The 21,606-nt window shown below is 59.5% G+C and carries 22 protein-coding genes; 16 read left to right on the forward strand and 6 right to left on the reverse strand.

All coding sequences use genetic code 11. The annotated features are described in order from the left end of the window. Positions 1 to 55: 55 nt before the first annotated feature. On the reverse strand, positions 56 to 964 hold the full coding sequence (gene kdgD, locus AB4O36_RS13185; protein WP_460141958.1) for a 5-dehydro-4-deoxyglucarate dehydratase: 909 nt from the start codon (positions 962 to 964) through the stop codon (positions 56 to 58). A 380-nt stretch (positions 965 to 1,344) separates the two neighbouring features. Here kdgD and AB4O36_RS13190 point away from each other — a divergent pair, with 380 nt between their 5' ends. The 5 genes from AB4O36_RS13190 to AB4O36_RS13210 all read left to right on the forward strand — a co-directional run bounded on the left by AB4O36_RS13190 (position 1,345) and on the right by AB4O36_RS13210 (position 5,876). Beyond that, entirely contained in the window at positions 1,345 to 1,851 is a 507-nt protein-coding gene (locus tag AB4O36_RS13190) for a TRAP transporter small permease (protein WP_460125822.1), read from the forward strand. Continuing rightward, positions 1,851 to 3,134, forward strand: a complete 1,284-nt coding sequence (locus AB4O36_RS13195) for a TRAP transporter large permease subunit (RefSeq protein ID WP_460141959.1) — start codon at positions 1,851 to 1,853, stop codon at positions 3,132 to 3,134. The genes AB4O36_RS13190 and AB4O36_RS13195 overlap by 1 nt, the downstream gene beginning before the upstream one ends. Positions 3,135 to 3,160: 26 nt before the next feature. Then, positions 3,161 to 4,159 (forward strand): TRAP transporter substrate-binding protein, encoded by a 999-nt coding sequence (locus AB4O36_RS13200; RefSeq protein ID WP_460125826.1) that lies wholly within the window; start codon positions 3,161 to 3,163, stop codon positions 4,157 to 4,159. A gap of 81 nt (positions 4,160 to 4,240) precedes the next feature. Further along, on the forward strand, positions 4,241 to 5,044 hold the full coding sequence (locus AB4O36_RS13205; RefSeq protein WP_460141960.1) for a carbon-nitrogen hydrolase family protein: 804 nt from the start codon (positions 4,241 to 4,243) through the stop codon (positions 5,042 to 5,044). Positions 5,045 to 5,075: 31 nt separating this feature from the next. Beyond that, on the forward strand, positions 5,076 to 5,876 hold the full coding sequence (locus AB4O36_RS13210; protein ID WP_460141961.1) for an HpcH/HpaI aldolase family protein: 801 nt from the start codon (positions 5,076 to 5,078) through the stop codon (positions 5,874 to 5,876). An 88-nt stretch (positions 5,877 to 5,964) separates the two neighbouring features. On the opposite strand, the gene AB4O36_RS13215 is transcribed toward AB4O36_RS13210, so the two are convergent. Then, positions 5,965 to 6,864: a LysR family transcriptional regulator gene (locus AB4O36_RS13215; RefSeq protein ID WP_460125832.1), complete on the reverse strand. Its 900-nt coding sequence runs from the start codon at positions 6,862 to 6,864 to the stop codon at positions 5,965 to 5,967. Positions 6,865 to 6,974: 110 nt separating this feature from the next. On the opposite strand from AB4O36_RS13215, the gene AB4O36_RS13220 reads away from it, so the two are divergent. The 6 genes from AB4O36_RS13220 to AB4O36_RS13245 all read left to right on the forward strand — a co-directional run bounded on the left by AB4O36_RS13220 (position 6,975) and on the right by AB4O36_RS13245 (position 12,621). Next, positions 6,975 to 7,646: an RraA family protein gene (locus AB4O36_RS13220; protein WP_460141962.1), complete on the forward strand. Its 672-nt coding sequence runs from the start codon at positions 6,975 to 6,977 to the stop codon at positions 7,644 to 7,646. Positions 7,647 to 7,710: 64 nt separating this feature from the next. Continuing rightward, the gene (locus tag AB4O36_RS13225) at positions 7,711 to 8,766 is read left to right on the forward strand and encodes a TRAP transporter substrate-binding protein (RefSeq protein ID WP_460141963.1); all 1,056 of its coding nucleotides are present in this window, start codon (positions 7,711 to 7,713) and stop codon (positions 8,764 to 8,766) included. A gap of 58 nt (positions 8,767 to 8,824) precedes the next feature. Further along, a complete protein-coding gene (locus AB4O36_RS13230; protein WP_460125838.1) occupies positions 8,825 to 9,436 on the forward strand; it encodes a TRAP transporter small permease subunit in 612 nt (203 codons plus the stop codon). After that, positions 9,437 to 10,717, forward strand: a complete 1,281-nt coding sequence (locus AB4O36_RS13235; RefSeq protein ID WP_460125840.1) for a TRAP transporter large permease — start codon at positions 9,437 to 9,439, stop codon at positions 10,715 to 10,717. 186 nt (positions 10,718 to 10,903) lie between these two features. Continuing rightward, positions 10,904 to 11,332 (forward strand): DUF2231 domain-containing protein, encoded by a 429-nt coding sequence (locus AB4O36_RS13240; RefSeq protein ID WP_460141964.1) that lies wholly within the window; start codon positions 10,904 to 10,906, stop codon positions 11,330 to 11,332. Next, entirely contained in the window at positions 11,329 to 12,621 is a 1,293-nt protein-coding gene (locus tag AB4O36_RS13245; RefSeq protein ID WP_460141965.1) for a PQQ-dependent sugar dehydrogenase, read from the forward strand. Before AB4O36_RS13240 ends, AB4O36_RS13245 begins: the two co-directional genes overlap by 4 nt. A gap of 28 nt (positions 12,622 to 12,649) precedes the next feature. Here AB4O36_RS13245 and AB4O36_RS13250 read toward each other — a convergent pair whose 3' ends face one another. Next, on the reverse strand, positions 12,650 to 13,264 hold the full coding sequence (locus tag AB4O36_RS13250; RefSeq protein WP_460125846.1) for a helix-turn-helix domain-containing protein: 615 nt from the start codon (positions 13,262 to 13,264) through the stop codon (positions 12,650 to 12,652). Beyond that, on the reverse strand, positions 13,261 to 13,593 hold the full coding sequence (locus AB4O36_RS13255; protein WP_460125848.1) for a type II toxin-antitoxin system HigB family toxin: 333 nt from the start codon (positions 13,591 to 13,593) through the stop codon (positions 13,261 to 13,263). The genes AB4O36_RS13250 and AB4O36_RS13255 overlap by 4 nt, the downstream gene beginning before the upstream one ends. Before the next feature lie 240 nt (positions 13,594 to 13,833). Here AB4O36_RS13255 and AB4O36_RS13260 point away from each other — a divergent pair, with 240 nt between their 5' ends. Next, entirely contained in the window at positions 13,834 to 14,265 is a 432-nt protein-coding gene (locus tag AB4O36_RS13260) for a PACE efflux transporter (RefSeq protein ID WP_460141966.1), read from the forward strand. Between the two features lie 60 nt (positions 14,266 to 14,325). On the opposite strand, the gene AB4O36_RS13265 is transcribed toward AB4O36_RS13260, so the two are convergent. Both AB4O36_RS13265 and AB4O36_RS13270 read right to left on the reverse strand, forming a co-directional pair. Continuing rightward, positions 14,326 to 15,522, reverse strand: a complete 1,197-nt coding sequence (locus AB4O36_RS13265; protein WP_460141967.1) for a GGDEF domain-containing protein — start codon at positions 15,520 to 15,522, stop codon at positions 14,326 to 14,328. Positions 15,523 to 15,625: 103 nt separating this feature from the next. Next, a complete protein-coding gene (locus AB4O36_RS13270) occupies positions 15,626 to 17,038 on the reverse strand; it encodes an aminotransferase-like domain-containing protein (protein WP_460141968.1) in 1,413 nt (470 codons plus the stop codon). 133 nt (positions 17,039 to 17,171) lie between these two features. Here AB4O36_RS13270 and AB4O36_RS13275 point away from each other — a divergent pair, with 133 nt between their 5' ends. The 4 genes from AB4O36_RS13275 to AB4O36_RS13290 all read left to right on the forward strand — a co-directional run bounded on the left by AB4O36_RS13275 (position 17,172) and on the right by AB4O36_RS13290 (position 21,526). Next, the gene (locus AB4O36_RS13275) at positions 17,172 to 18,458 is read left to right on the forward strand and encodes a hydroxymethylglutaryl-CoA reductase, degradative (RefSeq protein WP_460125860.1); all 1,287 of its coding nucleotides are present in this window, start codon (positions 17,172 to 17,174) and stop codon (positions 18,456 to 18,458) included. A 148-nt stretch (positions 18,459 to 18,606) separates the two neighbouring features. Further along, positions 18,607 to 19,083 (forward strand): hypothetical protein, encoded by a 477-nt coding sequence (locus tag AB4O36_RS13280; protein WP_460125862.1) that lies wholly within the window; start codon positions 18,607 to 18,609, stop codon positions 19,081 to 19,083. Beyond that, on the forward strand, positions 19,080 to 20,468 hold the full coding sequence (locus tag AB4O36_RS13285; protein ID WP_460125864.1) for a tripartite tricarboxylate transporter permease: 1,389 nt from the start codon (positions 19,080 to 19,082) through the stop codon (positions 20,466 to 20,468). Before AB4O36_RS13280 ends, AB4O36_RS13285 begins: the two co-directional genes overlap by 4 nt. Before the next feature lie 35 nt (positions 20,469 to 20,503). Further along, entirely contained in the window at positions 20,504 to 21,526 is a 1,023-nt protein-coding gene (locus tag AB4O36_RS13290; RefSeq protein WP_460141969.1) for an SMP-30/gluconolactonase/LRE family protein, read from the forward strand. Positions 21,527 to 21,606 lie beyond the last annotated feature (80 nt).

Genomic DNA, 21,606 nt, shown 5'->3' on the forward strand with positions numbered 1-21,606 from the left:
CTTTGGCGGGGCGTGGCACAGCCTATCCATGACGCTTGCCAGTCATGGGCGGCCGTTATTTGCCATGCTTTTCAATCAGCGCAGCCAACATTTCGTACTCTTCACCCGTCAGGTCGGTCAACGGCGTACGAACCGGTCCGGCGTCATGCCCAACGATCTTTGCCCCGGCCTTGACGATGCTGACAGCGTAGCCCGCCTTGCGGTTGCGGATGTCCAGATAAGGCAGGAAAAAATCGTCAATCATTTTGCCGACCGCTGTGTGGTCTTCCCGGGCAATCGCCTGATAGAAATTGGTCGCCAGTTGCGGCACGAAGTTGAACACCGCTGACGAGTAAACCGGTACGCCTAGCGCCTTGTACGCGGCGGCGTACACTTCTGCGGTCGGCAGGCCGCCCAGGTACGAGAACCGATCACCCAGTCGACGGCGGATCGACACCATCAACTCGACATCCCCCAAACCGTCCTTGTACCCGATCAGGTTCTCGCAGCGCTCGGCCAATTGTTCGAGCAATGGCGCGGTCAGCCGGCAGACGTTGCGGTTGTAGACCACCACACCAATCTTGACCGATTTGCACACGGCCTCGACGTGGGCCGCCACACCCTCCTGGCTCGCCTCGGTCAAGTAGTGAGGCAACAACAGCAAGCCTTTGGCGCCCAGGCGCTCCGCTTCTTGCGCATATTCGATTGCCTGACGGGTCGAGCCGCCGACGCCGGCGAGGATCGGCATGCTGCCGGCGCAGGTATCGACAGCCGTCTTGATCACCGAACGGTATTCGCTGGCGGCAAGAGAGAAAAACTCACCGGTTCCGCCCGCCGCAAACAGCGCGCTGGTGCCGTAGGGCGCCAGCCATTCCAGACGCCGCGCATAACCCGCCGCATTGAAGTCGCCCTGCTGATCGAAGTCGGTCAGCGGGAAAGACAGCAGCCCGGAGGACAGGACAGATTGAAGCTCGGAAGGGGTCATCTTGTTATCACCTTGTTATTGTCATGGGAGAAGCAATTGAATTTATACGACATCATACAACCGCACTTAAAACAATCCCCTAATAACTGAAGAAGCCTCCTCGACCCTCCTCCGGCAACCGTTTAACCACGTTGATTAAATTCCGTTATCCCCTTAATAAAAACATTGACTCAGCCATCCAGCCCTATTGCGTTGACATCATCAGGGCAAAAAGAAAAACTCAACTCAGGTCATACGACGACGTATAACTAATAATAAAAGGTGGTCTTTCTCATGCATCGTCCTCACTTTATCGGCACGCGTTTACTTAGGGTTCACGACCCTGTCCCGCCAACGACTTACTTGCTCGCCCTCCCCAACTTCAATGGAGTGCAAGTGCCATGAAAGAACTCCTCAGACTGTATTTCCTCGGACTTAAAACACTGATTGTGGCGTGTCTGGTTTGCATTACCGTGCTGATCTTCGCCAACGTCGTTTTGCGTTATGGCTTCAATTCCGGGCTGTTCTTCAGCGAGGAGATTTCCAGGCTGGCGTTCGTCTGGCTGGTCTTTGCCGGTTCGCAACTCATGCTGCACGAGAACGGCCACATCGGTGTCGATATCCTGACCAGCCGGGTCTCGGCCAAGGTGGCCAAACACCTGATGACCCTGGCCTACCTGGCGATGCTCTACGCCACTTGGCTGTTCCTCGAAGGCAGCTGGAAACAAACCCTGATCAACCTGCATGTGGGTGCACCGTCCACCGGCGTCTCCATGGCGCTGTTCTACGGTGCCGGTCTGGTGTTCGCGATATTGAGTACCGTTTTGCTGTGCGCCCAACTGGGCAAGCACCTGATCACGCCGGCCGCTGAGCCAGCGCCTGAAAACGCACACGGGGTATTCAAATAATGGCACTGGGCCTATTCGTCGGCGTGCTCATGGCCGCCATTCTCATCGGCGTACCGATCGCCTATGCATTGATCCTCTGCGGCGTGGCCCTGATGGGACTGCTCGGTTTGTTCGATGGCCAGATCATCGCGCAGAACATCGTCAACTCGGCAGGCAGCTTTCCGTTGCTGGCCATTCCACTGTTCATCATCGCTGGCGAGGTCATGAACAGCGGCGGTCTGTCCAAGCGCATCATCAACCTGGCGATTTCCCTGGTCGGTCACCTGCGCGGCGGCCTGGGCTACGTCACCATCGTTGCCGGCGTGCTGCTTTCCAGCCTGTCGGGTTCGGCGCTGGCCGATGCCGCGTCACTGACCGCGCTGCTGCTGCCGATGATGGTGATCGCCGGCTACAACCGCAACCGTTCCGGTGGCCTGATCGCGTCGGTCTCGGTGCTGGGTTCGATCATTCCGCCGAGCATCGGCTTTGTGGTCCTGGGCGTCGCCTCGGGCCTGTCGATCACCAAGCTGTTCCTGGCTGGCATTGCTCCAGGACTGATGATTGCCTTGGCGCTGGTAGTCGCCTGGTGGCTGGTGTCACGTCGCGACAACGATGTGCAACTGAGCCCCAAGGCATCCGGCAAGGAGCGCATGAAAGCCTTCGTCGACAGCACCTGGGCGCTGATGCTGCCGGTGATTATCGTCGCTGGCCTGCGCTTTGGCGTGGTGACTCCGACCGAAGCCGGCGCTGTGGCGAGTGTGTATGCGTTGCTGGTGTCGTCGCTGATCTACCGTGAACTGAGCCTCAAGTCCCTGGGTGAGCTGTTGCTGCGCGCCGGCAAGACCACCGCGGCCGTGATGTTCCTGGTCGCGGCGGCCTCGATTCCTGCCTGGATGATCACCATCGCCGATATCCCGGGACAGATCATCGACCTCATCCAGCCGGTCATGGACAACCCGAAACTGCTGATCGTTGTTTTGATGCTACTGATCCTGGCGATCTCCATGGTCATGGATCTGACGCCGACCATCCTGCTGCTGGCGCCGATCCTCGTGCCCGTGGTCACCGCCGCCAACATCGACCCGATCTACTTCGGTGTGCTGTTCATGATCAATTGCTCCATCGGCCTGATCACACCGCCCGTAGGCACGGTGCTCAACGTCGTGTGCGGCATCGGCAACATCCGTTACGAAGCGCTGCTCAAGGGGACTTTCCCGTTCCTGATTGCGGAAACCATTGTGCTGTTCCTGCTGGTGATGTTCCCCGATCTGGTCACCGTTCCAGCGCAATGGTTCGCCCACTAAAAATCCAACAAGAAACAGGAATGACCATGAAAACACATTTGAGCGCACTGGCCGCCCTGCTGCTGGCCAGCAGCATGAGCTTCGCCGCCGAGTACAACAGCCACACCATCAAGTTCGCAGCCACCAGCCCCAAGGGCACTCCCCCCGCCATTGGCATGGAACTGTTTGCCAAGAAGATCGACGAGCGGAGCGGCGGCAAGATCAAGGTGCGGACCTTTCCCAACGGCGTGCTCGGCGGCGACGTACAGGTACTGTCGTCCCTGCAGGGTGGTGTGGTGGAGATGATGACCTGGAACGCCGGACTGATGATCAATCATGTGACCGACTTCGGCATTCTCGACTTCCCCTTCATCTACACCGACACCGCGAAGGTCGATGCCATGCTCGATGGCGAGGTTGGCAAGATGCTGACGGACCAGTTGCCGGAGAAGAAGCTGGTGGGCCTGGCGTTTTGGGAACTGGGTGTGCGCAACCTGACCAATAACGTGCGCCCGGTCGAAAAGATGGAAGACATCGTCGGGTTGAAGATCCGCGCGCAACAGTCGCCGTTGTTCCTCGATGTCTGGTCGGCGCTGGGCGCCAACCCAACGCCCCTGCCCTTCACTGAAGTGCATACGGCCCTGGAGACCGGCACCGTGGATGGCCAGGAAAACCCGGCCGCCCTGATCCTCGCCTCGAAATTCAACGAAGTGCAGAAATACCTGAGCCTGACGCACCACAACTACAACCCGCAAATCGTCCTGATCAGCAAACCCTTCTGGGACAAGCTCAATGATGACGAGAAGGCGTTGCTCAAGGAGGTTGCGCTGGAAGTGCGCCTCGAGCAGCGCCGGATTTCCCGCGAGGCTGACAGCAAGGCGATTGCCGAGCTGGGCAGTTCGGGCATGAAAGTCAACGAACTGCCCACCGAGGAAATTGCACGCATCCAGCAGAAGATCCGCCCGGTGATCGACAAATACGCGGCGCAGATCAACCCCGAACTGGTGAAGAAAGTCTACGAAGCGGTGGACTACAAGCCGCAATAGCCCTGGCCATCCCGGCAGCCGGCACTGCGCTGGCTGCCCCATCAAACGCACGCTTGCCTGACAATCAAAGGACCTCGCTTCATGAAAATCTCCGTCGCACAGATCCACCCGATCGCCGGTAACTCGGCGCAAACCATCGACAAAGTCGCCGAACTCACCCGCCAGGCTGCCAGCCAGGGCTCACGCCTGATCGCATTTGCCGAGTGCCTGTTGACCGGTGGCGCGTTCGACAGCCGCGAAGAACTGGAAAAAAGCGCCATCCACCTCGACGCACTCGCGCCCCTGCTCAAGGTTACGGCTGAAACCGGGATCTATCTGGTGGTCGGTTTTTACGAGCAGAACGCCGAGTCAGTTTTCAACACCGCCGCACTGATCGGCCCTGACGGTATCGTCGGCCTGCATCGCAAGCGCCATTTGCCGTTCATGATCGGCGACCGCTTCACCGACCGCCCTGAAGAATGGACTGCCCCGGTATTCGACACTGACATCGGTCGCATCGGCCTGGCGATCTGCTACGAAATTCGCTTCCCCGAAGTCATCCGCACGCTGGCCCTGGAAGGCGCCGACATCGTGGTACTCCCTGCCGCCTGGCCCGAGCAGGCACGTATGCTGCCGGACATTTTCAGCACCGTGCGGGCAGCCGAGAACATCGTCTATTTCGTCGCACCTAACCGAAACGACATGGACGGCGGCATGCAGTTCATCGGCATGAGCCACATCATCGAGCCCTCGGGCAAGACCCTGACGCGCGCAGGACAGGAGGACGGCGTGTTCAGCGTGGAGATCGACCTTGCGAAGGCACGCAACAAATCATTGATTCGCGACCCCGGCGTGTTCGAAATCCACCCCTTCCGCGACCGCCTGCCAGAGACTTATCGCGTCTGAGGCGACCCATCACGCTGCTCAGGAAATCGCAATGCATAACAAGATCACGACCCTTAAAGAGCGCATGGCCAATGGTCCGACGTTCGGGATGAACATCTACAGCACCTCCGGCATGGCCATCGAAGTGGCCGGCAATTGGGGGCTGGACTTTGTCTTCATCGACGCCGAACACACGGCCCTGGGCGTCGACAAGGACATGGAAAAGCTGCTGCTGTCGGCGCAATACGCCGGTGTCCATGGCCTGGTTCGCGTGCGCGGCACCCTTGAATGGGACATTCGCAAGGCATTGGAAATGGGCGCCTCGGGGGTCATCGTGCCGCAGGTGCACAACGCTGCACAGATGCGCGATATCGTGCGCTACAGCAAATTCCCGCCGTTCGGGCGCCGAGGTGGCGACAGTTCGGTGCGCTCTGCGAACTACGCCGGGCCCGGCTTTGACTGGGCTCGCTACACCGAGGCAGAAAACGCCCGCAGCGTTATCGTGCCAATGGCCGAGAGTTTTGAGTTCTTCGACAACATCGACGAGATTCTCGACGTCGACGGTATCGATGCGGTGCATTTCGGCCCAGCCGATTACTCGTTGTCGCGCCAGTTGCCGGTGGATTATCGCCTGGGCAACCCCGAAGTCCGGGATCGCCTGGCGCTGCTGATAGAGCAATGCCATGCGCGCTCCATTCAGGTCATGGTGCCCTGCTTCCCGGCGGACACCGAAACGGCCAGTCGCCTATTGCAAATGGGCGCTGACATGTTGCTGATGGGCAGTGACCTGTCATGGCTGAATCAGGCGGGACAACACATTTCGTCCATTCAAAAAAGTGTTCAAGGTAAATAACTACCCCTTCTAAAAGTGATTGAATCACCCTAAAGATTAAAGGCCAAATCAACTAATCTGATTTGGCCTTTACTGTTACCCGAGCACTTCAACTCACCAAAAAGTTCTGTCTCATCAAAGTAGCCCGTGTCAGCGACACCAGTTCTTCAAGTTGAACATCGGGCCTTTCGGTCAAATAAGATAAACAAAACCTGGCGGGTTCTATCGGGGGATTGCACGGCAGGACCTTGAGCAAATCAACGGCCAACATATCGCGGATCAATGGAACGGGGAGAATCCCGATGGCATGACCGGCCGATATCATCTTGGCGATAAACGCCAGGGAGTTACTGGAGTGAAAGGCTTCGGACACTCCGCCACCTTCCTTCAGCCAGCGCTCCACCACCGAATACAGGGTCGACGGCGCCGAGTGCGTGACGATGGGATGAGCGCACGCCTGTTCCGGTAGAAAGGTATCCCCTTCGATGTCCAGGTGCGCGGCCGCCACCCACTGAAAGGTCATCCACCCCAGGAAGATATCGGTGACATCATCACGGGTCATCGGATTGGTCAGCAGCGCCAGATCAAGCTCGTGGTCATTCAACTTGCGATTGAGCACGGCGCCCACGTCAATGGTAATTTCCAGGGTGATTTCCGGAAAGTGTGCCTTGATTTCGGCGATTACCGCCGTCAGCCCGACCATGGCCGAGCACTCGTCGGCGCCCACGCGCAGTCGGCGATTCTGTTTCTGCTTGGCCGCAAACTGCTCCAGCTTGACACTGTTGTTCAACGCCAGTTCGGCGTGCTGCAGGGCAATCAGGCCATCGGCGGTGATGGTCATGCGCTGCTTGCTGCGATCGAACAGTTTCACACTCAGCAAGGACTCCATCTCCCGGATACGCGAGGAAATGGCCGGTTGGGTCAAATGAAGATGTCGAGAGGCCGCGTGCACGCCGCCTAATCGGGCCGTCCAATAAAAGGCCTCGATCTGCATCAGGGTAATTCTCATGATAAAAATTGTCCCGCCGCTGAGTCGCCTATTTTTATTACCGCATTAAAAATGCGCTTGTTAGGATGGACTCAATGTAACAGACATCCCTCAAAACAAGTAAAACCGGCATGTATATTATTCGAGAACTACCACAACAAATCCCACGAGAAGAACTTGAAGTACTTTTCGCAGCAGAACCGGCAACCATTGGTCACTTCATTACCCAAGGCATTTTGAGTACGGACATAAAGGCGCACTTCCAGGATGTCAGGGCCGTGGGCACGGCGGTCACGGTGAAAATGCCCGGTGCCGATGGCGGCATCCTGCATCACGCCATGGGCTGCGCCCGCCCCGGCGATTTCCTGATCGTCGATCGCTGTGGCGAACGGGTGACTGCCGCCATGGGCGGCGCCATGGCCTACGCCGCGAAACAGGCCGGCATCGCCGGGATCGTCATCGATGGACACGTCACCGACCTGGGTGAACTGCGCACTTATGGTGTGCCCATCTGGTCGTGGGGCGCGAGTGCGATTACCACGCGACTCAAGGGTGAAGAAGGCGAGTTTTGTACGACGGTCCAATGTGGTGGCGTCGTGATCCACCCAGGTGATGCAGTGGTCGCTGATGAGAACGGTATCGTGGTGCTCAGGCCGTGGCAGGTATTAACGCTGGCTCGTCAGGCCATCGACTTTCAGGAGCGGGAAAAAACCACACTCGCCCGGCTTGCAAACGGCGAGAAATTTCCCGATGTGGTCGGGTCCAGAGCCATCATCGACGCGGCCATTCACCGCGCGTCCTGAACAACAGCATCACCGATCTTTCGTTTCTGCCATGTAGCCCCTTCAAAAAAATAACAGGACTACCATGAAACTACATCCTGTAACGCCCTGGATCCTGGCCGTGCTCGGTGGCCTGATTGGACCGACCGCCCTGGCGGATACGGTGCCAGCGACTCACTTCAACGTGATTGGTGGTGGCAGCCACAATTACACCTACCGAGCGGTTGAAGCGCCGTTCTGGAACACCACGTTACCTGACAACTCCGGCGGCAAGCTCACGGCGAGCCTGCGAGGCTTGTCCGAAAGCGGTCTCAAGGGACCGGAAATGGTGCGTTTGATCCGTTCCGGGGCCGTTGAAATCGGCATGGGCGTTTTCGCGTTCGTCGCCGGCGACGACCCGTTTTTCGAAGGTATCGACCTGCCCGGCATGGCTGCCGACATCGAGACCGCCCACCGCGTATCGAGCGCATTCAAACCCGTGCTCGCCGCGCGCATGGCCGAGCGTCACGGCGTCAAGCTGTTGGCCACCGTCCCCTATACGGCGCAGGTGTTCTTCTGCCGCGAGCCCGTCGCTTCGGTACAAGACCTCAAGGGCCGGAAAGTTCGCGTGCGTGGACGCAACATGTCCGACATGGTCAAGGCACTCGGCGGCGCCCCCATGACGCTGCCATTCGCTGAAGTGGTGACCGCCATGCAAACCGGGGTCATCGACTGCGCGGTGTCAGGCATTGGTTCTGGCAATGCCGCCCGCTGGTACGACGTGGCCAACCATCTCTATAACCTGCCAACGGACTGGTCGATCGGCTTCTATGCCATTGGCCTGAAGCGCTGGCAGTCATTGCCAGAAACGGTACAGCACCTGCTCGAGCAGCAATCCCGGGTACTGGAAGACCGGTTGTGGGAGGAAACCACCAGGGAGAACCGCTCGGCCCTGGCCTGCAACATCGGCGCAGCCGATTGCCAGATTCATCACCCCGCACATATGCAGGTCAGCACGCCGACGCTCGCCGAACGGCAGGCGATGCAAGAAGCCGTGCTGGCCATCGCCAATGACTGGGGCAAACGTTGCGGTGCACCGTGCGTGGAACGTTGGAATGCCACAGCCGGAGCGACCCTGGGCGTGCAACTGCAAACACCCTGACAGCGCCGGCCAATGGCCTCGCGTTTTGAATCCACCCCGTTTGCGGAGAACACCGCTGATGAAACCCTCTGAATCTTCTGCCATCAGGCTTGTGAACAGCGTCGCGTGGCTCAGTGCCTGGGTCGGTGGTATCGCGCTGATGGGCACCGCCTTGATGATCGGCGTCGACCTGATCCTGCGTAAAACCATTGGCGTATCGATGGGCGGTGCCGACGAAATCGCCGGTTATGTGCTGGCCATTGTCAGCACCTGGGCGTTCCCCGTCGCCCTGCTCAAGCGTTCGCACATCCGGGTCGACATCGTCTATTCACGCCTGTCCATCAAAAGTAGGGCCGCGCTCGACCTGCTGGCGCTGGGGTGCATGGCATTGTTTGTCGGGACCTTGCTGTTTCATGCATCCGGGGTGCTGTGGACCACGCTCAAGTTCCATTCGACCTCCACCACGCCACTGCAGATTCCGTTGTGGCTGCCGCAATCGATCTGGCTCGCAGGTTATGTCTTTTTCGCCCTGACCATTGTGGTGCTGGCTTGCACCAGCCTGAGCCGCCTGCGCCGGCGGACTTCGATCAGCGGGCTGATCGGCATCAATTCCGTCGAGGAAGAAATCGAGGAGGAAACCCACCGCCGTGCGCCGGGGTTCACGCCTTCGCCAACCACTGGAGAACACTGAATGCTCGCCTTTACCCTCTTCACCCTCCTGGCGCTGCTGGGTTTGAGCGTGGCCGCAGCGGTCAGTGTCGGCCTGCTGGGCATGTCGCTGTCCGAGCTGTTTTCCACTCTGCCCTTGAGCAACGCCATGGGGGAAATCGCCTGGAGCACCAGCGCCGAATTCCTGCTGGTGGCGATTCCGCTCTACATCCTGATGGGCGAACTGCTCGTGTGCTCAGGCGTTGCCGGGCGCATGTACGGCGCGGTGTCAAAATGGCTGTCGTGGCTGCCAGGGGGTTTAATGAACGCCAACATCGGCGCCTCGGCCCTGTTCTCTGCCACCAGTGGCTCCAGCGTTGCAACCGCCGCGACCATTTCGACCCTGGCCCTGCCTGAGCAGGAGCGCAAAGGCTACCCAGCGCCGCTTTTTCTCGGTTCGGTCGCCGCTGGCGGCACTCTGGGCATCCTGATTCCGCCGTCGATCAACATGATTCTGTTCGCGCTGATCGCCAATCTCTCGGTGCCCAAGCTGTACCTGGCCGCCACCATCCCGGGCATTTTGCTGAGTTTGATGTTCGTGGCGATGATCGTGATTGCCTGCCTCTTGCGCCCGGAACTGGGCGGCACCAAGGAACACGCCACCTGGGCCGAACGCCGGGAAAGCATCAGGGACCTGCTGCCACCACTGGCGATATTCGTGCTGGTGGTGGGCGCCATCTACAGCGGCTTTGCCACCGCCAGCGAGTCGGCCGCATTAGGGGTGATCGCTGCGTTCGCCCTGGGGCTTTGGAGACGTGCCTTCACCTGGCAGAACCTGGGCCAGGCTTTCGAGTCGACGCTGCGCACGACGGGGATGATCCTGTTCATCACCCTGTCGGCGTTTTTCCTCAACTTCGTACTGGCGTCCATCGGGCTCACTTCAACGCTGGTGAGTTTCGTCACCGACCTCAACATGTCGCCGATGGGCACGCTGCTGGCAATCATCGTGTTCTACATTGTCCTGGGGTGCTTCATGGACACCCTCGCCATGCTGATTACCACCGCGCCACTGGTGGTACCCGTCATTATCGCCCTGGGTTTCGATCCACTGTGGTTCGGCGTGATCCTGATCATCCTGTGCGAGATGGGCCAGATTACCCCGCCGTTCGGCATGAACCTGTTCGTCGTGCAGAGCATCCGCAACAAGGGCAACTTCCTCGATGTAGTGTACGGCGCCCTGCCGTTCTGTTTCGTATTGTTGCTGTTGATCGCATTGTTGATCATGTTTCCACAGATTGCCCTCTGGCTGCCGCACTACGCCTGACGTCCGTATCGCTCGCAGGCCCAGGTCACCTTGCCTGGGTCCGCGAGATCAGGTCTGCCAGGTATTTCTTTGAACTTCGCCCCCTTCATCGTGATCACCTTTACTGCGCGCAGTCAGCGCGAACCTGATGGATCAGTGCCTGGCGCTGGGCATCCGTAAAGGGTCGATAAACGATGAGGATTTGCCGTGACCGACACCACCTATCCCCTTGCGCGAATCACGCCGGGGCCGCTGCATTCGATACTGCTGGGCGGCACCGTTGCCCTGTTTCTCGGGGCGCTGTTGAGTGATATCACCTACGCCAGGACCTACCAGATCCAATGGAGCAATTTCGCCTCGTGGCTGATTGCCGGGGGCCTGGTGTTCTGTGGGCTCGCGTTGCTGTTTGCCCTGACCAATCTACTGCGGGCCCAACCGAAAGCCGGCCGGCCTGCACTGTATTTCCTGCTCCTGCTGATCAATTGGGTACTGGGGCTGGTCAACGCCTTCGAGCACGCCAAGGATGCGTGGGCCGTCATGCCTTCGGGCCTGATCCTGTCGGTCATCGTTGCCGTGCTGAGCGGCGCCTCGGCGTGGATCGGCCTTACCAACTTGCGGTCAGGAGGTGCACGATGAAGCCTGTTTTCCCCGTAGCCACCCTGACCCTGGCGATGCTCCTGAGCGCTTGCGGTGGAGAAGCCGACAGCCCTCAGGCTCGTGGCCCTGAACCTCAGATGCCGAAACCGCAGCGCAGCCTGTTGCCCAGTATGAAAATCGCCGAACCCGCGGCCTGGGGTAACCAGAAGCCCACCGTTCCCGAAGGTTTCAGTGTCACTGCCATTGCCCAAGACTTGAAAATTCCGCGCCAGACGCTGGTGCTGCCCAACGGCGATATCCTGGTGGCCGAAGGACGGGGCGGCAACGCGGCCAAGCTCAAGCCCAAGGACGTCATCGCCAGCTACATCAAGGCCCAGGGCAACACCAAGGTCAAGGGAGGTAACCGCCTGACCTTGCTTCGCGACGCGGATGGGGATGGCAAGTACGAGCTGCAAACGGTGTTCGCCGAGCACCTCAATGCGCCTTACGGACTGGCGTACGCGGATGGCAAAATCTACGTCGCCAATCAGGATGCACTGGTGCGCTTCGACTATACCGAGGGGCAGACCAAGGCCAGCGGGATGCCTGCAAAAATCACCGAGCTGCCTTCGGCGATCAATCACCACTGGACCAAATCGCTGGCCATCAGCGAGGACGGGCGCTCGCTTTACGTGGGCATCGGCTCCAACAGCAACATCACCGAGCGCGGCATGGAGGTCGAAGTGGATCGGGCGATGGTCTGGCAAATCGACGCCCAAACCGGCGCGCACAAGCCGTATGCAACCGGCCTGCGCAACCCTACGGCGCTGAAGATCCAGCCCGGCACCGGAACGCTCTGGGCAGTGGTCAACGAGCGGGATGAACTGGGGCCCGACCTGGTGCCGGACTACCTCACCTCCGTCAAGGAAGGGGCATTCTACGGTTGGCCTTACAGCTACTGGGGCCAGAATGTGGATACGCGGGCGCGGCCACAGGATCCCAAAAAGGTTGCTTCGGCGATCAAACCGGATTACAGCCTGGGTTCGCACGTGGCGGCGCTGGGAGTCGACTTCTCGACGGCCGCAATGGGTGAGCGATTCGCCGACGGTGTGTTTGTCGGTGAGCACGGCAGCTGGAACCGGGATAACCCGGTGGGCTACAAAGTGATTTTCGTGCCTTTCAGCAACGGTAAAGCCACGGGAGAACCCATCGACTTTGTCACAGGCTTGCGCGGTGATGACGGCAAAACCCGTGGCCGGCCTGTGGGTGTGACGGTCGATCCGCGAGGTGCATTGATCATCGCCGATGATCTCTCCAACACGGTCTGGCGGGTGACTCGCAATCAGTGATTGCATCAGCGAAGGGCCCGCCATTGCGCTAGCCCTTCGCTGGGTCTGCCTTGGAACCCACGGATTTGTATTCTCCAGTCGCTTCCAATGCGCACTCCACCAACGCCACCTTGTCCCGCGAGCGATAAGAAACCGGTGTCTTATCGGCATCAGCCAGGTTGGCTTTTTTCCGTGTCTTCCCCGCGACCGGTGACACGAATGCGCCTGGCTCCATTGCAAATCGCTCTGCCAGCGCATAGGCCATCTTGTGACTGATTGGCCGGTCCCCGCTGAGCACCTTGGACACCGCGGTTTTATCGCCGATTTCCGGGAGGTCCGAACCGGTGAGACCAAGAGTCTGCATCAGATCCTTGATCAATTGCACAGGCGTGCAAGTGGTCCCGAGTGCAGCGCTGGATTCACGAAACTGTTCGGAATCGCGCTGGTAGGCCAGCATTTCATCCTCCAGCTCAATGAGAATCTTCTCTTCGACCTTGTTCAGTTCGCGGCCATCGGTGAGCTCATCGAGCAACCAGGTCGCGCGCTCATAATCGGCCGGGGTCTTGATGCCGTGCACGAACTCGCTGCGCAGGCGCTCCATGACCGCATACAACTCGCCAAGCGTTGCAATCATGGTTTGAAAATCGTTTGGGCTGGTGTTCATCGTTTTGTCCCTTTGTTTCTTGCATACCAGGCGTTGGCAACGTCGTACTCGGCATGGGTGTAGACGTGTTTGACGTAAAACTTTTGCCGGATGTAATTGACTCCGCCGATCAGCCGAAGGTTATTGCCACCTACATCAATCACCACCCAATTGTGTGCAGCTCTGGGCTTGAACAGGTCAACGTTGTGCGTACCGAAAACCCTTTGCAGGTCCGCGAACTGTTCTGGTCGGGCCACCTTCAAAAGACGTAGGCAGCGGTCCAGGCCTGCCTTGTCGTTAGGGCGCGCAACCCCGGCGTCGTCGAAACGTGATGGTGTGAGTATGTCCATGGGCATCCTTGTCATGGTTACGATGCTACGCCAGTTGTGTTTTTTGACAACTACTGTTTGTCGGCATCAGGAAAACTGGCGGTGAGATCAGGTTGAAATACCGAACCCTCTCCAGTCTAACCGGGGCTCGCTGACTTTCTCGCGTCATCTGTACCAACATGTATCCGACAAAACTGGCCGAAGGGTCAGTTTTTCGCCATAGTAGGCGGTCACACACATTCGCAGTACGAGGCATTGGACATGCAAGGCGTCAAACGCAAGTTGGTTTTCGTGACATCTTTCGAATTGATCGCCGTCGCATTCAATACCTTGATCCTCACCGCACTAGGCCATGACACTCAGCTTTCCACAGGACTGGCAATCGCCAGCTCGACCGTTGCCATGCTGTGGAATTACTGCTGGAACACAGTGTTTGAATATTGGGAAGCTCGACGTGTCGACCGCACCCGCACGCTATGGCGCCGAGTGCTGCATGCGACAGGATTCGAGATTGGCCTGCTCGGCGTGCTGGTTCCGCTGTTCGCCTACTTCCTGCACGTTGCGCTGCTGGAGGCATTGGCGTTGAACGTGGGTTTGATGTTGTTTTTCCTGGTGTACACCTTCACGTTCAACCTGGTGTTCGACAAGCTGTTCGGTCTACCGCTGTCCGCTCAACCCATAGAGGCTTCCTGATAGCTGAAGCCAGCTATCTGGTCAGCGCTTGGGAACCAGCAAACCCGCCGGCTGACTCGTTCACCTGCTCAACGTTGCTGAAGGATCGACTTCCCGTGCGTCGCTTCGATTGACAGGTGCCAAACGCAGGGTATTACGTCCCATCGCCTTGGCCTCGTAAAGTGCTGCATCCGCCTGGGCCAGCAGACTGGCGCTGGTGTCGCGTTCATCCGGCACGACACAGCACACGCCGATGCTGATGCGCAGGTCGATGCTGGTGTCGCCGAATTTTGCTGGTGCCCCGACCAGCGAAGCACGCACATCATCGAGCACCGCCACGGCGCCATCGGGGCTGGTGCCGGGCAATAACAGCAGGAATTCCTCGCCGCCATATCGACCGATGCTGTCCGATTGACGCAGCCGTCGGGTGAGATGGTTGACGCAATGACAAATCACTTCATCGCCCGCCAGATGGCCGTGCACGTCATTGATCTGCTTGAAGTGATCGATGTCGACCATGGCCACCGCCAGGTACGAGTTGTCTCGGCGCGCCCGTTCGAGCTCCTTCGCAAACTGTTCCAGAATGGCGCGGCGATTGAGAATGCCGGTCAGCACATCGCGCAAGGCCAGGCGTTGCAGTAACGATTCGCTGCGTTCCTTGGCCAGCAGCACCAGTCCCAGTGAAATCATCATCGCGGTAAAAGTGCCGATACTGACCGAGATGGTCTGCTTGAGGTTGCTGATGTCGTAGCGCATCTCGGCAGCGCCGCCGCCGAGAATGGCCACCACCCGCATGCCCAGGCCGATCAGGCTGATGCTCGAGCCGATGATCAACAGCATGCGCGCCCTTCCCTGTTTGGGTATGTAGCGCAGCGTCCAATAGATGATCAATGTGCATTGCGCCATTAGCACGATGGTAGCCGCGAGCATGCGCGGTTCCAGGGTGTCGATCAGACTGATCATCGACCCCAGCATCAACAGCATCGGCGCGAACACCCGCCACCACGGCACCGGCAACTCGACAATGCGGAACAGGCTGGCCCCATAAAACGCCAGTGCTACCGAGAGCAAGGTGTTGGCGGCGCCGTAGGTAAACCACAACGGTGCATGCCCATAGAGGGTGTAACCGACATAGGCCAGGGCATGCGCCAAAAGGCCCGAGCCGATGGTGAGCAAGCCGTCACGCCGGTTGAACTGTCCGACCAGGATCAAACAGAACGCCATGATCGTCGCGACCAGGGCGACGCAGGCAAAAAGTGTAGGTGTATGGGCAATCATGGTGTCTCACTGGCCGCGGCCGATGTACTTTGGCCGCAAGTCTAGTTGAGTCGGGAAAAGTCGGGGAGTGGTTTAGGTGTCGGGCGCGTCCAGGCGGCCCTCATCACCTTTGAAACTCATCGCGAGCAGGCTCGCGCCCACGGTTGGGGCGCTTCAATACTGCCTTGAGCAACGGATCATTCAGGTACGCCACGTTCAAACGCGTCCAGGGGCTGATGCGCGATTGCTCGGGAGAAAAGATATGCCCAGGAGCAATCATGAAGCCCTTTGGCAGCAGTTCGCGGGTCAGCTCACGAGCGTCATCCACGTGGGCGAATCTGGCCCAGAGATAAAGGCTTTGCTCCGGCCGCGAGAACACTTCGGCGCCGATCTCGTCGAGCATCCGCAAGCCGGCGGCCGTCGCTGTCCGTAGCCGTTCCTGCAACCTCACCAGGTGCCGCAGGAAATGCCCTTCGCCCAGGATCACATCCACCGTGCGCTCGCAGAATTCCGAGGTGCTGGTGTGGAGCAGCATTTTTACGTCGCCCAACTCATCGATTACGTCCTTGCTGCCGGCAATGAACCCAACCCGCAGCGCCGCCGACACCGATTTGGAGAAACTGCCGACGTACAGTGAGCGCTTGAGTTGATCCAGTGCGGACACTTTGATCGCCGACGCCGATTTGAAATCCCCGAGCGCATCATCGTCCACCAGAATGAAGTTGTATCGCTCCGCCAGTTGTACCAGGCGATGCGCCTTACTCGGTGAAATGTCGGAGCCGGTCGGGTTATGCCCCACGGACTGGATGAAGAACAACTTGGGCCTGTGCTCTTGCAGCAAACGCTCCAGCACGTCGATATCCGGGCCGTCCGCCAGCCTTGGCACGGCAAGCATGCGCGCGCCTTGCAACTGCAATTTGCCAAACAGTGGGTAATAACCGGGGTCTTCGACCAAAACGCTGTCACCAAAACCGATGAAACGACGGATGATCAGATCCAGCGCATGGTTGGCGCCGTGCGTGGTGACGATTTGTCTTGGATTGGCGGTGATCGAGTAGCTCGCCAGCTTTTGCACCAGATGTTGGCGAAGACCGGCATTGCCCAACCGATTGCCGTAGCGAAAAAGCGTGGACACACCCGTGCGCATGATCTGCCGGGTGAACTTATCCAGCCGCATGTCCATCAACCAGTCGACCGGTGGAAAGCCCTCCCCCAAAGGCGAATGCCCCGGTTCGCGAACGAATTGCTGACGCATCAACCAGATGGTGTCCATGGCCCGGGCATAGGGTGGCGGTTCTTCCGGCTCGGGATGAATGGACGCACCTTGCCTGACGAAAAAACCCTGGCCGTGGCGCGCCTCAACCAGGCCTTGCGACGCCAGCGCCTCGTAGGCATTGATCACGGTGTTCTTGGAATGGCCCAGCAAGCGCATGCACTCGCGCAGCGAAGGCAGGCGGTCGCCTTCGCGGTAGGTGCCGTTCTCGATCTGCTCGACCAGTGTGGCGGTCAACTGCTGGGCCAGTGTCAGTCGCACCATGATTCATCGTCCCGAGTGAATGTATGCGCAAGGGTACAGCTTAGGTACTGTCTGTCCAAACTGTACCTTCTTTGCAGGCACAGAGCGCATTAGGGTGGTTTCACTCGAAAACAATAACGCTACAGGATTACCCATGAGTATCGATTCGCGCCTTCCGAATTTTCGCAGCCTCTCGCCTGCGCAGCGCCTTGAACACTTGCAACAAGTGCTCGCGTTACCCACCGACGACGTGGCCTTGCTGCGTGACGCCGGCGCTTTGGGGCTGGACATTGCCGATGGCATGATCGAGAACGTGCTTGGCACATTTGAACTGCCCTACGCGGTTGCCAGTAACTTCCAGATCAATGGCCGCGATGTCATCGTGCCGCTGGTGGTCGAGGAACCTTCGGTGGTCGCAGCGGCGTCCTTCATGGCCAAACTGGCGCGCGATGCCGGTGGCTTCATGACTTCCAGCAGCCTGCCGCTGATGCGTGCCCAGGTGCAGATCGTCGACGTTGCCGATCCGTACAACGCCCGCCTGAGCCTGATGCGTCGCAAGGAAGAAATCATCGAACTGGCCAACCGCAAGGACCAGTTGCTCAACAAGCTGGGCGGCGGTTGCCGGGATGTCGAGGTCCATACTTTCGCCCACAGCCCCAGGGGCCCGATGCTGGTCGCGCACCTGATTGTCGACGTGCGCGATGCCATGGGCGCCAACACGGTCAACACCATGGCCGAGGCCGTGGCACCGCTGATGGAAGAAATCACTGGCGGCAAGGTGCGCCTGCGGATTCTTTCGAACCTGGCCGACCTGCGCCTGGCCCGTGCCCAGGTGCGCATCGCCCCCGAGTTGTTGACCACCCGCGAATATGCGGGCGAAGACGTGATCGAAGGTATTCTCGATGCCTACAACTTTGCCGCCATCGACCCCTACCGTGCTGCCACTCACAACAAGGGCATCATGAACGGCATCGACCCGCTGATTGTGGCCACCGGCAATGACTGGCGCGCGGTGGAAGCCGGCGCACACGCCTACGCCTGTCGCGACGGTCACTACGGTTCGCTGACGACCTGGGAAAAAGACAGCAACGGCCATCTGGTCGGCACCCTCGAAATGCCCATGCCTGTGGGACTGGTGGGCGGTGCGACGAAAACCCATCCGCTCGCGCAACTGTCACTGCGCATCCTGGGCGTCAAGACGGCCCAGGAACTCGCGGAAATTGCCGTGGCCGTCGGCCTGGCGCAAAACCTTGGTGCGCTGCGGGCCTTGTCTACCGAAGGTATCCAGCGCGGCCACATGGCGCTGCACGCTCGAAACATCGCCTTGTCCGCGGGCGCTCGCGGCGAGGAAGTCACTTGGCTGGTCAAGCAGATGGTCGAGGCGCGGGACGTGCGTGCCGATCACGCCGAGCAACTGCTCAAGCAAAAGCGCGCCCTCTGATGACCGGGCCTGAAGAGAACGTGCGATTGGCCGAAGTCGGCGCTCGGGGCGGCTTGCACGGGGTTGGCGATTGACAGGAAGCCGGACGCGCGTCACATCTCTACGCGTGCATAACAATAAAAGCCCTTAGGGCGGTGGGAGAACTCTGTTGAAACCTCAATTGTACGAAGTCTGGGGCGACACCGTAGACAGTCGTCACCTGATCTACTCCATCGCGATTGGCGCGATGGTCAGCCTTGGCGCATTTTTCGTCGCCCAACAAGTGCTGGCCCATTGGGTCGCCTCGGCGCAGATGGCCCGCGCCTACGCGATGCTGGTGGGCATCGTCGGCTGCCTGGCCGGTGGTGCCATCAGTGCGGCGCTGTTCAAGCCCAAGCGCCATGTGGTGGAGGAGCAAGCCGATCCCGCCTGGCGCGCTGAAGTACTGAAGGAATTGCAGAGCGAGTTCGGCGATCTGGGGCGCCTTTCCGATCTGCCACCGGAAACGGTCGCCGAGCTTCGCGAAATGGACCTTTACGAGCTGTTCGCCGAGCACGAAAGAACGTTGGCGGCGCCTGACCGAGCCAGCGACAAGCCTGCGGCCACCGAACGTGCGGCCGTAGCGATCAATGGAGGCCAGCCATGATGCCGGCCCTGTTGGATCAAGTCCTCATCGCTCTGGGCATGGGCCTTCTCGGTGCCGTGATCTTCGCCGGCATCGGCCTGATTTCCGGCAGCGACGAAACCACCACCCTCGCCCCTTTGACCTTGCTGGTGGTATTACTGGGCGTGCCCGCGCCGGGCGTGCTGACATTCTTCCTGGCGGGGGCCGTGGCCAAGCACATGACCCATGCGGTGCCGACGGCGTTGCTGGGCATACCGGGCGACACCATGGCGACGCCCTTGATGCGTGAAGCCAACTTCCTGCGCAACCTCGGTGTGCCACACATTGCCTTGCGCAAGATGATTTCCGGTGCAGTGATTGCCGCATTGATCGCGGTGCCCATGGCCGTGTTGTTCGCGGTGATGCTTGCGCCGTTCGGCGACATGATCAAATACGCGGCGCCCTGGGTATTTCTGGCCGCAGCCATTGCCATTGCCTGGTTCTCCAAGGGCCGCCTGGCAGCCGTGTTGGCGTTGATCCCGTTCGTAATGATCATCGTGGGTTTGCAGAGCATCACCGCACAGTATGGGGTCAAGCTCAGCGTCAGTTATTTCCTCGGTATCGCCATCGGCCCCTTGATCGCGGCGCTCTTTTCCATGATGGCGCCGGCCGAACGAGCGAACATGCGTCGTGAGTCGGTGCGCAGCTTTTCCCTGGCGCCTGACGTGAAGAGCTGGGGCGGCTTCTTTCCCAACCCGCTCAAAGTCCTGGATCGCAAACAGAGCCTGTGGACTGCCGCTACCGCAGCGGTGTCCAGTGCGACCTTCGTCTTCAGCCCGGTGGCCATGACCGTGATCATGGGTGAAGTGGTGGGTGCTCGCGTCAAGCATGTCTACCACCGCTTGACCACCGTGATCACCGCGCGCAACGGCGTTACCGAATCCACCTACATTGCCGAAGCCCTGATCCCGCTGATTGCCTTTGGCCTGCCCTTGAGCCCGGTGGCTGCGGGCCCCGCCGCGCCGCTGTTCAACGCGCCCCCGCGCTTCACTGTGGACTCAGCCACGGGGCAAGTGAACAACCTGCACTCGCTGCTCAGCACCTGGGAATTCTTCGGCTACGGCATGTTGGCGGTGATCGTGGCAATCCTGGTCGCCTACCCCTTCACCATGAACTACGCGCACCGGGCGGCGGCGTTTGTCTCGCGCAAGATCAGCCATGAAGCGGTGATCGCGACCTTTGTCGGTCTGATCCTGGTGATCGGCATCTGGGAAGGTGGCTTGCTGGGCCTCTCGGTCATTGTCACCGTCGGTTTGCTGGGCGGGTTCCTGTCACGCTTTTTGGGTTTCAACATCGGCGTGCAATTCATGGGCTATTACACCGCCGTGCTCACGGTGCCGGCGCTGGCTGCACTGTTGGGCGCTTGAGGTTTTGCAAACATAATAAAAAGCAGGTGATTACTGTGCAGAAGAAAACGCTCATTTCCATGCTGTTCGTGTTGACCTCGAGTGCCACCCTCGTCCAGGCACAAACGCCGATTCCCACCTTGGCCTACGCCAAGGAGGGGCGGCAGTTGCAGGCCATCCCAGCGCCTGAAAAAAATCTGCCCACTGTCACCGCGCAGCCGTGGTTCAAGGTGTCGGACAAGGGGCTGCAACTTGAAGGACCGTCGTTCGACCGCGACGGCAACCTGTTCTTCGTCGAAGTGTTCGGTGGCCAGGTACTCAAGCTCGACTCGCAGAAAAAGCTCAGCGTTGTCGTGCCCAAAAACGAGTTGGGCTCGGCAGGTCTGGCCATTCATAAGGACGGCCGTCTGTTCGTCGCTGGCCTGGGCAACTTCAAGGACACCGGCAACCTCACTGCCTACAACGCCGACGGTTCCGCCAAGCAAGTGATCATTGCCGGCGATAAAAATTACCTGGTCGATGATCTCGTTTTCGACAATGCGGGTGGTTTCTACTTCACCGATTTCAAAGGCACCTCGACCGAGCCCAGTGGCGGTGTCTACTACGTGGCGCCCGGCGGCGATACGATCGTTCCGATCCTGCCCAAGCTGGCGATCGCCAACGGGATTGCGCTTTCGCCCGACGGCAAGACGTTGTGGGTCACCGAATTCGCCACGGGCCTGCTGCACCGCATCGAGCTCAAGGATGCGCAGACCATCGCCCCCTTTGGCGAAGCCGTCGTCTATCGCTTCAACGGTCCTTCACCCGACTCGATGCGCGTCGATGAAGACGGCAATCTGTATGTGGCCATGTACAGTCAGGGACGGGTGCTGGTGCTTAACCCAAACGGTCAGCCCATCGGGCAGATTCTGATTCCGGGACGTGAAGACGGGCATTTCCTGCGCTCTACCAGCATGGCGCTCAAGCCGGGCACGAACGAGGTGTATCTGGTGGCCAGCGATGGGGATCTCGGCCAGGGCAGCGCGATCTTTCGTGCGCAGGGGTTCGCCAAGGCGTTGGCGCTCTACTCGCATCAGTAACGGCAACGCCTTTCGCTGCGCATTCGACTGAACGTCCACGCCCGTTGGGCAATCCAACGGGTAAACGGCATATCGCCGTG

The sequence above is a fragment of the Pseudomonas sp. S2_E01 genome, from assembly GCF_054668365.1.